Source organism: Pseudomonas sp. KBW05, from assembly GCF_003852405.1.
In the GTDB taxonomy this organism is placed as follows: domain Bacteria; phylum Pseudomonadota; class Gammaproteobacteria; order Pseudomonadales; family Pseudomonadaceae; genus Aquipseudomonas.
Map to the genome: position 1 here is coordinate 84,959 of NZ_QAJM01000006.1, position 12,844 is coordinate 97,802.

Annotated in this window: 11 protein-coding genes; 5 read left to right on the plus strand and 6 right to left on the minus strand. The window is 62.6% G+C overall.

The window, feature by feature from the left end; all coding sequences use genetic code 11:
• The first annotated feature begins 356 nt into the window (after positions 1-356).
• Both DBR46_RS05235 and DBR46_RS05240 read left to right on the plus strand, forming a co-directional pair.
• Positions 357-1,127: a hypothetical protein gene (locus tag DBR46_RS05235; protein WP_124525294.1), complete on the plus strand. Its 771-nt coding sequence runs from the start codon at positions 357-359 to the stop codon at positions 1,125-1,127.
• Positions 1,128-1,245: 118 nt separating this feature from the next.
• A complete protein-coding gene (locus DBR46_RS05240) occupies positions 1,246-2,058 on the plus strand; it encodes an alpha/beta fold hydrolase (protein ID WP_124525295.1) in 813 nt (270 codons plus the stop codon).
• 36 nt (positions 2,059-2,094) lie between these two features.
• Here the strand turns inward: DBR46_RS05240 and DBR46_RS05245 are convergent, their stop codons facing one another.
• From DBR46_RS05245 to DBR46_RS05255, 3 genes are all read right to left on the minus strand, one after another.
• Entirely contained in the window at positions 2,095-4,062 is a 1,968-nt protein-coding gene (locus DBR46_RS05245) for a methyl-accepting chemotaxis protein (RefSeq protein WP_124525296.1), read from the minus strand.
• 114 nt (positions 4,063-4,176) lie between these two features.
• Positions 4,177-5,589, minus strand: a complete 1,413-nt coding sequence (locus tag DBR46_RS05250) for a PLP-dependent aminotransferase family protein (protein WP_124525297.1) — start codon at positions 5,587-5,589, stop codon at positions 4,177-4,179.
• A 202-nt stretch (positions 5,590-5,791) separates the two neighbouring features.
• The gene (locus DBR46_RS05255; RefSeq protein WP_124525298.1) at positions 5,792-6,553 is read right to left on the minus strand and encodes an SDR family oxidoreductase; all 762 of its coding nucleotides are present in this window, start codon (positions 6,551-6,553) and stop codon (positions 5,792-5,794) included.
• A 228-nt stretch (positions 6,554-6,781) separates the two neighbouring features.
• On the opposite strand from DBR46_RS05255, the gene DBR46_RS05260 reads away from it, so the two are divergent.
• Entirely contained in the window at positions 6,782-7,789 is a 1,008-nt protein-coding gene (locus DBR46_RS05260) for an NADP-dependent oxidoreductase (protein ID WP_124525299.1), read from the plus strand.
• A 163-nt stretch (positions 7,790-7,952) separates the two neighbouring features.
• On the opposite strand, the gene pyrF is transcribed toward DBR46_RS05260, so the two are convergent.
• Positions 7,953-8,651: an orotidine-5'-phosphate decarboxylase gene (pyrF, locus tag DBR46_RS05265; protein ID WP_017734306.1), complete on the minus strand. Its 699-nt coding sequence runs from the start codon at positions 8,649-8,651 to the stop codon at positions 7,953-7,955.
• Between the two features lie 259 nt (positions 8,652-8,910).
• Between pyrF and DBR46_RS05270 the strand changes: the two genes are divergently transcribed.
• Both DBR46_RS05270 and DBR46_RS05275 read left to right on the plus strand, forming a co-directional pair.
• Positions 8,911-9,675, plus strand: a complete 765-nt coding sequence (locus DBR46_RS05270) for a response regulator (RefSeq protein ID WP_124525300.1) — start codon at positions 8,911-8,913, stop codon at positions 9,673-9,675.
• Complete coding sequence (locus DBR46_RS05275; RefSeq protein WP_124525301.1) at positions 9,675-10,712, plus strand: HAMP domain-containing sensor histidine kinase; 1,038 nt, start codon at positions 9,675-9,677, stop codon at positions 10,710-10,712. The genes DBR46_RS05270 and DBR46_RS05275 overlap by 1 nt, the downstream gene beginning before the upstream one ends.
• Before the next feature lie 142 nt (positions 10,713-10,854).
• Here DBR46_RS05275 and DBR46_RS05280 read toward each other — a convergent pair whose 3' ends face one another.
• Entirely contained in the window at positions 10,855-11,916 is a 1,062-nt protein-coding gene (locus tag DBR46_RS05280) for an AI-2E family transporter (RefSeq protein WP_124525302.1), read from the minus strand.
• 72 nt (positions 11,917-11,988) lie between these two features.
• Entirely contained in the window at positions 11,989-12,807 is an 819-nt protein-coding gene (locus DBR46_RS05285; RefSeq protein ID WP_124525303.1) for a DUF4892 domain-containing protein, read from the minus strand.
• Positions 12,808-12,844 lie beyond the last annotated feature (37 nt).

Below are 12,844 nucleotides of genomic sequence, written 5' to 3' on the forward strand. Positions count from 1 at the left end.
ACGTACAACTTCACTACCTAACAGCGTTTCGCTGAGTGCTTTCCGCGTTAAGTGGCGCGCATTCTATGGATGGATTGATAGGTCGTCAACCCCCAAGGATAAATTTATTAAAATCAATGACTTCGCCCTGCTTTCCCGGCCGGTGCAGGCAATCTGCCCGTCTGCGCCTTGGCGCCTATATTCTGGCGCACGACAAGGCGTTATAGTTCGCTGCAGCAAATGATGGCAATGTGCATCTATGCAGGGAAGGATTACCTATATAGAAGAATCTACCTGGGCAACTGGTCGATCAGTCCTATCCGCCGGATGCCCCAATCACTACACTCCACTGCAAACCCTACAAAGAGGTCACACCGGTGACACCACTCCTGATCACCCTGCTGGTAATAGCCGGGATCGTAATACTGATCGCCATTGGCTACATGAACCACGTGGTGGAAAACAACAAACTGGAAAAGCAGCGCACCGTGATCGAGCTCAATGATCGCCTGCGTCGCTGCGGTGAAATCACCGAGACGTTCCCTGGCCAGTTGATGACCCCGGCGCTCAAGCTGCTGATGACCCGCCTGGAGCTCAACGTCAACCAGCGCCTGCTCAACCTCAACAAGACCAGTGCAGCGCTCAAGGCCCGTATCACCGAACTGAACGCATTGATTGCCCAGGGCGAATCGATCCCGGTGAACAACCCGCCGGCACCGATCCAGACCGAAGCCAAGGCCAAGGACGTACGCTTCCTGCTCGAAGCCCTGCACGGCCAGGTCACTCGCGCCGCCCAGGATGGTTTCCTGCCGACCAATGAAGCCAAGCACTGGATCAAGGAAATTCGCCACATCCTCGTGCTGCTGCACATCGAGTTCTTCAACAACCTCGGCCAGCATGCCCTGCAACAAGGCCAGCCGGGCCAGGCGCGTCTCGCCTTCGAACGTGGCGTGCAGTACCTGCGCAAACAGCCGGAGCCGGTGGTCTACGCCGCGCAACTGCAATTGCTGGAGTCGCAACTGGCGCGCGCCAACTCCACGGTATTGACCAACAGCAAGCCGGCCGAGGATGAGGTCAACGAACTGACCGAAGGCCTCAAGGTCGTCGACGCCGACGCCGAGTGGAAAAAGAAAGTCATCTACGACTGATCGACCCCACTCCCCTGTGGCGAACCCGGTTCGCCACATGCCATCACTTTGCACCTATCGCCCCGCCCCCTTCTAGCGTAAAAAAGTGCCCCTCACTCCGTGAAGTCAGAGGCCTGCTATGCCTGTCACCGTGATAGATGGACAACCGTTGCACTATATCGACCAAGGCAGCGGCCCCGCCGTGCTGCTGGGGTCGAGCTACCTGTGGGACCGCACGATGTGGGCGCCGCAGATCGAAGCCCTGTCGCAACAGTACCGCGTGATCGTCCCCGAGCTGTGGGGCCATGGCGAATCGGGCCCGCTGCCCACCCACACCCAATCCCTCGATGACCTGGCACGCCAGGCCCTGGCGCTGCTTGACCACCTGGACATCGCCCAGGTCAACCTGGTGGGCCTGTCGGTCGGTGGCATGTGGGGCGCACGCCTGGCGCTGCTGGCGCCCGAGCGCATCAACAGCCTGGTGCTGATGGACACCCACCTCGGCGCCGAGCCCGAAGCCACGCGCCAGTACTACTTCTCGCTGTTCAAGATGATCGAAGACGCCGGTGCCATTCCCGAGCCATTGCTGGATGTGATCGCACCGATCTTCTTCCGCGCGGAAATCGACCGCGAGTCTGCGCTGTATCAGGAGTTTCGCCAGGCGTTGCAGGATTTTTCCAGGGAACGCCTGCTGAGCAGCGTCGTGCCATTGGGCCGCCTGATCTTCAGCCGCGAGGATGTACTGGGCCAACTGCCGCGCCTGGACGCCGACACCACCCTGGTGATGTGCGGCGAACAGGACAAACCCCGGCCACCCGCCGAATCCCGGGAAATGGCCGAGTTGATCGGTTGCAGCCTGATCCTGATCCCCGACGCCGGGCATATCAGTGCCCGGGAGAACCCGGACTTCGTCAATGAGGCGCTGCTGACCTTCCTCGCCAACCACGCCTGACCGCCCTCCTCCCTGGTCGCTACAGGCGTGTAGCGATCACAGGCGGAAGTGCCCGACCATGCCCTTCAGCTCCGCACCCAACTGCGCCAGTTGGATGCTCGACGCGGCATTGCCCTGCATGCTCAACGCCGACTGATCGGCGCTGGCGCGAATGCTGGTGACACTGCGGTTGATCTCTTCGGCCACCGAGCTTTGCTCCTCGGCCGCCGCGGCAATCTGCTGGTTCATCTGCTGGATCAACGACACCGCCGTGGCGATGCTGCCCAAGGCGCTCTCGGTTTCCAACGCATCGCTGACCGCCAGTTTCACCAACTCGCCACTGTGCTGGATCTGCTGCACCGACGACTGCGCCGCGCTGCGCAAGGTGCTGACCAGCCGCTCGATTTCTTCGGTCGATTGCTGAGTGCGCTTGGCCAACGCCCGCACCTCATCGGCCACCACCGCAAAACCACGGCCTTGCTCCCCGGCACGCGCGGCTTCGATAGCGGCATTGAGGGCCAGCAGGTTGGTTTGCTCGGCCACGCTTTTGATCACCCCCAGCACGGTGCCGATGTTCTGGATTTCGGCACTGAGGCTTTCGATGCTGGCACTGGCGCTGGTACTGGAGCTAGCGAGCAGCTCGATACGCTGCAAACTCTGGCGCACCACCTGCTGGCCGCTGTCCACCTTGCTATCGGCGGTCTGCGCGGCCAGGGCGGCTTGTTCGGCATTGCGCGCCACGTCGTGCACGGTGGCGGTCATCTGGTTCATCGCCGTGGCCACCTGCTCGGTTTCTTCCTTCTGGCTGCTGACCTCGACATTGGTCTGCTCTGTGACGCTGGACAGTGAATGCGCCGAGCTGGCCAGTTGTTCGATGCCCGCTTGCAACCCGCTGACCATCTGGCTCAAACCATTGCCCATCTGCTGCATCGCCTGCATCAACTGGCCGATTTCATCGCGCCGGCTGACCTCCATGCGCCCGCTCAAATCACCCGCCGCAATCTGCTGCGCGACGGCGATCACACTGCGCAATGGCGCGACGATCAAGCGCGTAATCACCAGCGCCGCAATCAAGCCCACCAACAGGGCCAGGGCGGACGAGCCGATAATCAGCAAGGTGCTTTTCTGCAGCTGCGCCTGCATCGACTGGTCTTCGGCGGCATAGGCCTGGTTGACCCGGTTGACCACCTGCTCGGCGCGCTCACGCAGTTGTTTGTAGACGATCTTTTCCTGCGCCAACAGGCCGGTGTACTCACCGAGTTTCTCGCTGAACGCGGCGATATGCCCGGAGACTTCGTTGAGCACCGTCTGGTAGCCAGGGTCCTTGACCGTGGTTTTCAGTTGTTCGACCTGGGCCAGCGCCTGGTCGGCCTGCTCGATCTTGCCTTGTTCGCCGTTGTCTTCATCACCCTTGCGGCTTTGATCCAGACGTACGTGGGCCTCGTTCATCGCTTGCAACATCAAGCGCGACACCTGGCTGACCTGCCCCGCTTGCTCGATAAACTCGGCACCCTCCTTGCCCTGGCTTTCCTTCAGGCCATAAGCGCCGTCATCCGCCAGGCCGGCCTGCAATACATCAAGGTTGTTGGCCACGCTGGACACCGACCAACTGGCCATCTCCAGCGCCAGATCCTTGGTCTGGGTCAGCTCGACAAACTCGTCGAACGCCTTGCGGTAGGCGGCCAAGGCTTGCTCAACATCGGTCATGGCCGGCACATTGGCCGGCGACTGCGCCTTGAGGCTCGCCGCCAGGGCCGCCAAGGCCTCGACGCTGGCATGCAAGGCGTCGACGGCCTTGGGGTCGGCGTGCAGCGCGTAGTCCTGCTCGATCAAGCGCACCTTGAGCAAGCCGCTGTTCAGCGAAGACATGCTGTTGAGGCCTTCAAAACGCTGACCCACGGTTTGCAGCGACCACACCCCGATCGCCGCCACCAGCGCCGTCAGCAACAGCACCAAGAGGAAGCCCAAGCCCAGTTTCTTCGCCATACCGAGGTTGGCGAAACGTCGTTGCACGCCTGAAATCATTGCACTTGAACCCTCTTGCAATGGCAGCTGCCATCCAGCCCGATTGACCAGCAAGGAGATTCGCAACCACGAGCCACTGACACAAGGCATTGGCGCCACAATAATGGCAAAAAGCTACATGCTCGTCGTTTTCAGAATGGTCGAGGTCGATCTGGCAGGCCCCATGCTGCGGAACAACGCCAAGGCACGCTGATCAGCCGCATAGGCCACATTGATCCGCAGCCAATCGCTGTGCTCACCCGCCGGGCTGAACAGCGCCCCCGGCGACAGCAGCACGCCCAGTCGACGGGCACAGGCCGACAACCGCGCACGATCCCCCACCCCAGGGCGCGCCCACAGGAACATGCCCCCGGCGGGCACGGCAAACACCTCCCACTCCTCATCCTCCAGCACTTGCAGGGTAGCGGACATTTGCGTGTTCAGCCGCTTGCGCAGGCGCTGCACCCACTTGCGATAGGTGCCATTGGCCAGCAGCGTCGCCACCACCGCCTCGGCAAAACGCGAGGTACCGAGGCCGGTCAGGGTCTTGAGGTTGACCAGTTGCGCGATGATTGCGGTGCTGGCACTGAGATAGCCCACCCGCAGGGCGCTGCTCAGGGTCTTGGAGAAACTCGAGATGTAGATCACCCGGTCATCATGGGGCAACGCCGCCAGACGCGTGCAACTGGCATGCTGCAGGTCGCCAAAGACGTCTTCTTCAATGATCAGGAAATCCTCGGCCTGGGCCAGTTGCAACAAGCGCTCGGCCACCGTGCGACACAAGCTGGTGCCGGTGGGGTTGTGATACAGGCTGCTGATGAACAGGCATTTGGGGCGATGAACCTGCAACAGCGTTTCCAGCACCGCAATGTCCGGGCCGCCACGGGTGCGAGGCACCTCCAGCAGCTTGACGCCCTGGAAGGCCAACTGGCGATAGAGGTTGCCGTAGCCTGGGGTTTCCACCACCACCGTGTCGCCGGCCTTGAGCAGCGTGCGTATCAGCAGGTCCTGGGCCTGGCTGGCGCCCTGGGTGGTGAGAATGCGGTCGAGGCTGCTGGCCACGTGCATGCGGGCCAGGCACTTGAGCAATTGTTCGCGCAGCACCGGCAACCCCAGCGGGGTGCTGTAGTTGAACACACCGCCGGTGTCGGTGCGGCTGACCTCGCGGATCGCATAGTTGATGTCATCGCTTTCGCGCCAGGCATCCGGCAACCAGCCACACCCCAGTTTCAGCTCACCCAGGGGGCCGTCGGTGAAGGCTCCCCAGTCTTGCTCCGCACCTTCATACCAATGGTGCTCGTGGTGAGCCGTGGGCTCGGCCACAACAAACCCCGCCCCCGGTTTGGAGGCCAACAGCCCCTGGGCCACCATGCGTTCAAAGGCCTCGATGACGCTGGATTGGCTGAGCAGGTTGTCGAGGGCCAATTGGCGGATGGACGGCAGACGCGTGCCAGGGCTTGCCCCGCTCTTGCGAATCCATTGCGCCACCGCGCTGATGATCTGTTGCACCACCGGTACAAGGGCTTGTCGATCGATCCCTAAATCCATGAGCCACTCACTTCACTGTCTGTTATTCAACCCGCCAGAGTTAAGCACAGAAGTACGTTGCGGCCGTTTGCCAATTTTTACTAAAGTATTGATTTTATTGAATTATTTACCTGCTGATACATATTGGGACGCGGCATTTTGCCAGCTATGGAAAAACCCCACAGCACCCCGATCCTTTTCAGTTGGGGTGCGTTTGCAGGTCCTAGATGGCGGTCGCGCCACCGTCCACCGCCAACGCCTGGCCAGTGGTGAACGCGGCACCGTCGCTGCACAGATAGAGCACGGCGGCGGCGATTTCCTCGACCTTGCCGATGCGCCCGACCGGGTGCATGGCGGCGGCGAAATCAGCCTTGCGCGGGTCGGCTTCATAGGCACGGCGGAACATATCGGTATCGATCACCGCCGGGCACACCGCATTCACACGAATGTGCTTTTTCGCGTACTCGATGGCCGCCGACTTGGTCAGGCCGATCACCGCATGCTTGGAGGCGGCATAAATACTCATCTTTGGCGCTGCGCCCAAACCCGCCACCGATGCAGTGTTGACGATCGCCCCGCCGCCCTGGGCCAGCAACAGTGGCAGTTGGTACTTCATGCACAACCACACGCCTTTGACGTTGACGCCCATGATGGCGTCGAACTCATCCAGGCTGCCGTCGGCCAGCTTGCCCTTCTCGATCTCGATCCCGGCATTGTTGAAGGCGTAGTCCAGGCGACCATAGGCAGCGACCGTGCGCGTCATCAGTTGCTGCACATCGGCTTCCAGGGTGACGTTGCAGCGCACAAACAGCGCTTCACCGCCCGCCTGCTGGATCAGCGCCACAGTACCCTCGCCGCCCGCAGCGTCCAGGTCGGCAACCACCACCTTCAAACCTTCGGCGGCGAACGCCAGCGCGGTGGCGCGGCCAATACCGGCGGCGGCGCCTGTCACCAGGGCGACCTGGCCGGAAAACGTCATGCTCATAGGGATGTCCTTTGGGAGAAATAGCCGTGGGGCGAGTCTAGCCAACGCGGCGATGGGCGCGTCAGCACTATCAGAAGGCCGGTTGGCGCTGCATGGATCACAGTGATAAAGCCACGGACCTGACTATCAGCCTTGCCTATCGACGGGCATTCGCACTGGCCGGTGAACCTTGCTCGCAAGCCGTTCTGGGTCTATCAATCATGGTTCATTTCTAAAAGAGTCCCTGCCATGACTGCCCAGACCAACCGCCAATTCCTGCTCGCCAAACGCCCGGTCGGCGCCGCCACGCGGGACACCTTCACCTATCAGGAAGTCCCGGTGGGCACACCGCAGGACGGGCAAGTGCTGGTGCGCAATGAATACCTGTCCCTCGACCCGGCCATGCGCGGCTGGATGAACGAAGGCAAGTCCTACATCCCGCCGGTCGGTATCGGCGAGGTCATGCGCGCGCTGGGCGTAGGCAAAGTGATTGCGTCGAACAACCCCAAGTTTGCCGTCGGCGACTACGTGAACGGCGCCTTGGGTGTGCAGGATTATTTCCTCGGTGAGCCGCGCGGCTTCTACAAGGTTGATCCAAAACTGGCGCCGCTGCCGCGCTACCTGTCGGCACTGGGCATGACCGGCATGACCGCCTACTTCGCCCTGCTGGACACCGGCGCGCCCAAGGCCGGCGATACCGTGGTCATCTCCGGCGCGGCCGGTGCAGTGGGCAGCATTGCCGGGCAGATCGCCAAGATCAAAGGCTGCCGTGTGGTGGGCATTGCCGGTGGCGCCGACAAGTGCAAATTCCTCGTGGATGAGCTGGGTTTCGACGCTGCCATCGACTACAAAAACGAAGACGTGCCCGCGGCGCTCAAGCGCGAGTGCCCCAAGGGCGTGGACGTGTATTTCGATAACGTCGGCGGCGACATTCTCGACGCGGTGCTCAGCCGCCTGGCGCTGAAGGCGCGGGTGGTGATTTGCGGTGCGATCAGCCAGTACAACAACAAGGAAGCGGTGAAAGGTCCGGCCAACTACTTGTCATTGCTGGTCAATCGTGCGCGCATGGAGGGTTTTGTGGTGATGGATCACGCGGCAGGCTTTGCTGCTGCTGGCCTGGAGATGGGCGGCTGGATGGCCCAGGGCAAGCTCAAGAGCAAGGAGGATATTGTGGAAGGGTTGGAGACGTTCCCGGAGACGTTGATGAAGCTGTTCAACGGTGAGAACTTTGGGAAGTTGGTGCTGAAGGTCAGCTGAAACACCCTGGCTCTGAATGTTGGAGATCTAAATGTGGGAGCGGGCTTGTGTGGGAGCGGGCTTGCTCGCGAAAGCGGCGTGCCAGTCAACACATCTGGTGACTGAAGCACCGCCTTCGCGAGCAAGCCCGCTCCCACATTTTTAACCGTGCTGACTCCAGATATCAGGCGATCTCGGCAACCACTGCCGCCAACGCCTTGGCCGGATCCGCCGCCTGGCTGATCGGGCGACCAATCACCAGGTAGTCAGAACCCGCATCCAACGCCTGGCGCGGCGTCAGGATCCGGCGCTGGTCGTCCTGGGCACTGCCCGCCGGACGAATCCCCGGGGTCACCAGTTGCAGCGACGGGTGCGCGGTCTTCAACGCCTGGGCTTCCAACGCCGAACACACCAGGCCATCAAGGCCGGCTTTCTGCGCCAGCGCCGCCAGGCGCAATACTTGCTCCTGTGGCTCGATGTCCAGGCCGATGCCGGCCAGGTCTTCGCGTTCCATGCTGGTCAGCACGGTCACACCGATCAGCAGCGGTTTCGGGCCGCTGCGCTGTTCCAGCACTTCACGGCAGGCGGTCATCATGCGCAGGCCACCGGAGCAGTGCACGTTGACCATCCACACGCCCATTTCGGCGGCGGCTTTCACGGCCATGGCGGTGGTGTTGGGAATATCGTGGAATTTAAGGTCGAGGAACACTTCGAAGCCTTTGTCACGCAGGGTGCCGACAATTTCTGCGGCGCAGCTGGTGAACAGTTCCTTGCCGACCTTGACCCGGCAAAGCTTCGGGTCCAACTGGTCAGCCAGCTTCAGTGCGGCGTCACGAGTGGGGTAATCCAGGGCGACGATGATAGGAGTCTGGCAGACGGACATTGGAATGGGCTCTCAGGCAAGTCGAAATCGGCGCGGATTGTAGCGCAAGCGGCGCCGTTGCGGGATCCGATGATCGGTAAATACTGACAGGACGCACTGAAACGGGTGTTTCAGCCGATTATTTCAAAGCTGATACATTCACGACATGCCCCCAACACGCCCCACCGCTAGCCTCGCCCGCACGACCCACCGTCCAGCACTTCCAGTCATGGGGCTGGGCGCCTATGCTGACCGTCACAACCAGGCAGATGATCGCACTATGCATACCCCTCCCGTCTCTATGAACGACGAGCACAAAGGTTCGGTGATCGCCGATGAAAAGCGCTGGAACACCCGCGCGCTGATTGTCGATGACGACGTGCCGATCCGTGAACTGCTGATCGACTACCTGGCGCGCTTCAATATCCTCGCCACCGGCGTCACCGACGGCGCGGCCATGCGCGTGGCCATGCAGGCCGAAACCTTCGACGTGGTGGTGCTCGACCTGATGCTGCCAGGGGAAGACGGCCTGTCGCTGTGCCGCTGGCTGCGCGCAGAGTCGGACATCCCGATCCTGATGCTCACCGCCCGCTGCGAACCCACCGACCGCATCATCGGCCTGGAACTGGGCGCCGACGACTACATGTCCAAGCCGTTCGAACCGCGTGAACTGGTGGCGCGTATCCAGACCATCCTGCGCCGCGTACGCGATGACCGCACCGAGCAGCGTGCCAATATCCGCTTCGACAACTGGCGCCTGAACAGCGTGCTGCGCCAACTGGTGGCCGACGACGGCCTGGTGGTGCCGCTGTCCAACGCCGAGTTCCGCCTGCTGTGGGTGTTTATTGAACGGCCGCGCCGCGTATTGAGTCGCGAACAGTTGCTGGATGCGGCCCGGGGTCGCTCCATCGAAGCCTTCGACCGCAGCATCGACCTGCTGGTCTCGCGCCTGCGCCAGAAGCTCGGTGATGACCCCAAGGCTCCGCAGCTGATCAAGACCGTACGCGGCGAAGGCTACCTGTTCGACGCCCGGGATATCGGTTGATGCGTGCCACCTTCAATACGTTGTTCGGGCGGCTGTTCGGCGTATTGCTGGTGGCGATCATCCTCGCCCACGTACTGGCCATCGCCTGGTTCCGCTATTACGGCCCGCCACCGCCGCCGCCCCAGGAAACCTTTATCGAGCAACCGGACGGCAGCATGGTGCCGCTGATCAAGGAACACCGTCGCCCCTGGTTTGGCGGGCCGGTGGTGCCGCTGACGTTCCAGTTCATCTCATTGATCATCGCCGCCTGGTACGGCGCCAAGCTGCTGAGCCGGCCGATCCAGCGCCTCAGCGAAGCCGCCGAGCGCCTGAGCCTGGACCTCGACAGCCCGCCCCTCGACGAGTCCGGGCCACGGGAGGCGAAACAAGCGGCATCGACCTTCAACCTGATGCAACGGCGCATCCGCGAACAGGTCAGCCAGCGTGCGCGCATGCTCGGTGCGGTGTCCCATGACCTGCGCACGCCGCTGTCACGCCTCAAGTTGCGCCTGGAACAGATCGAAGACCCCAAGTTGCAGGGCCAGATGCGCCAGGACCTCAACGACATGATCGGCATGCTCGACGCGACCCTGAGCTACCTGCACGAACAACGCACCAGCGAAACCCGGCATTGGCTCGACGTGCAGGCGCTGGTGGAATCCATGAGCGAGAACGCCCAGGACCAAGGCTCCGACGTGCAACACGGCGGCACGTGCGCGCCATTGCAGGTACAACCGATGGCCTTGCGCTCGTGCCTCAACAACCTGATCGACAACGCGCTGCGTTATGCCGGCACGGCGCGGGTCGAGCTGGAGGACAGCCGTGAGGCCCTGATTATCCGCGTGATCGACCATGGGCCGGGGATTGCCGCCGATCAGCGCGAGGCGGTGTTCGAACCGTTCTTTCGCCTGGAAGGCTCGCGCAACCGCAATTCCGGTGGCGTTGGTTTGGGCATGACGATTTCCAAGGATGCGGCGGAGCGCTTGGGCGGGAAGCTGAGCCTGGAGGAGACCCCTGGTGGTGGGTTGACTGCTGTCATGTGGCTTCCGCGAACCTAACAGGCTGGCGCAGGCCCATGTGGGAGCGGGCTTGCTCGCGAAAGCGGCGTGCCAGTCAACACATCTGGTGACTGAACCACCGCCTTCGCGAGCAAGCCCGCTCCCACACAAGCCCGCTCCCACACTGATCGAGACCTGCCAGTTATAAGGGTTTGTCTTCCCGGCGGCCCTGGGCCTGGGTCGCACTCCAGTCCATCAACAAGCTATACGCCACCGCCAACAACGTCGGGCCGATAAACAGGCCGATAAACCCAAACGCAATCAACCCGCCAAACACCCCGAGCAGCACGATCACCAGCGGCAGGTTGCCGCCTCGGCTGATCAGGTACGGCTTGAGCACGTTGTCGACGCCGCTGATGATGAACGTGCCCCACACGCCAAGGAACACTGCGTAGGTGTAGTCGCCCTTCCAGGCCAGCCAGGCCGTGGCCGGGATCCACACCAGCGGTGGGCCCATGGGGATCAGGCTGAGCAGGAAGGTGACGATCCCCAGCACCAGCGCGCCCGGTACGCCGGCGATCAGGAAGCCGATCAATGCCAGCAGCGCCTGCGCGGCGGCTGTGCCGATCACACCGTTGACCACCCGCTGCACGGTGCCCGCCACCAGTTCGATGTAGTAACCGGCGCGGTCACCGATCAAGCGCTCCAGCAGGCGATGCACGAACATCGCCAGGCGCGGCCCGTCACGGTAGAAAAAGAATACGAATACCAGGCTCAGGGTCAGCTCCAAAATGCCGCCGCCGATCTGCGCACTGCGCGCCAGCAGCCAGTTGCCGACCTGGCCCAGGTAGGGTTTGAGCGTGACCATCAACGCAGCGCCCTGCTGGTCGATGCTGTCCCACATGCCCACCAGTCGCTCGCCAACAAACGGGATCGAACCCAGCCAGGTCGGCGCTTCGGGCAGACCGTCAACCTGGATATCCTTGATCAGCGCCACCGCATCGCGCACATGATCCGCCAGGTTGAACCCCAGCCACACCAGCGGCACCGCCACCAGCAGCATCCAGCCCAGGGTCAGGATGCCGGCGGCCAGCGATTCGCGGCCACCCAGGGCGCGGGTCAGCAAACGCATCAGCGGCCAGCTGGCAAACGCCAGCACCGCGCCCCAGAACAGCGCCGACCAGAACGGCGCCATGACCCAGAAGCTGGCACCAAACAGCACCAGCAGCAGGATTTGCACCAGCAGGCGATCGTTATTGAGCATGGGGTATCTCTAGCAGGAGGCGTTAGGAAGACAGCTTAGGCGAACGGCGCGGGGCCGTTCGCCCGATAACGCCTAGCGTATCAGATGCAGGTGCAGGCCCTGGGTCTCGCCGGTGCCGGTCTCCAGGCGCGCGGCACGCACACCCTTGTCGATCAAGGCCTGGCGCCAGGCTTCGGCATTCGGCCCGGCGAGGCTGACACGCAGGGTGGTGTCGAGGTTGAGCCCGCGGGAAATCAGGGTCAGCCAGGTGTCGTCCGGCTCGGCGCCCAACTTCGGCAAGTCGAGCTCGCCGGTGCTTTTAAGCTCACGCAATAGCGTGGCTGAGGTGGGCAGCAGGTCACCCAGCGGCGCGCCGGCATCCAACTGTTCCACATGCAGGTAGGCACGGCGGTTGCCGCGGGTAATGGCATACAGCGCGATCAGGCTGTTCGCTTGCGGCTCGGCCAGGCGCAGCAGCAGGTATTCCTGCTCGCTGTCGGCCCCCACCAGCTTGGCGTTGCCGAAGATCTCGTTGGCCCACAGGCTGCTTTCGCCGCAATCACGGGCCTTGCACCAGAACAACAACTGCGCGCCTTTGGCCTGCAACGCCTCGCGCGTGGCGGTGAACGCGGTGCTGGAACTGTGCTCGGCGGGCAACTCATAGGTAATCGCCGTGGCCTGGCCGCGGGCAGTGGCCTGGCCTTCGTAGCGCAACTGGCCGCTGATCTTGCGGATCGCACCCATGGGGTAGATGCGTTCCTTTTCTTCAGCGGGGCGGTAATCGACAATTTGTGCGTCGACTTGCCGGGCCACGGCGGGCAGGTCCTGGCTACCCGGCACGTCGGCGGCGAACACCAGTGGGCTGAGCAGGCTTAGCCCGAGGATACGGATACAGCCGTTACGCACGCTCATAGAATCAACGCGCCGTGGCCAGCGGAGGTCAGAGCAG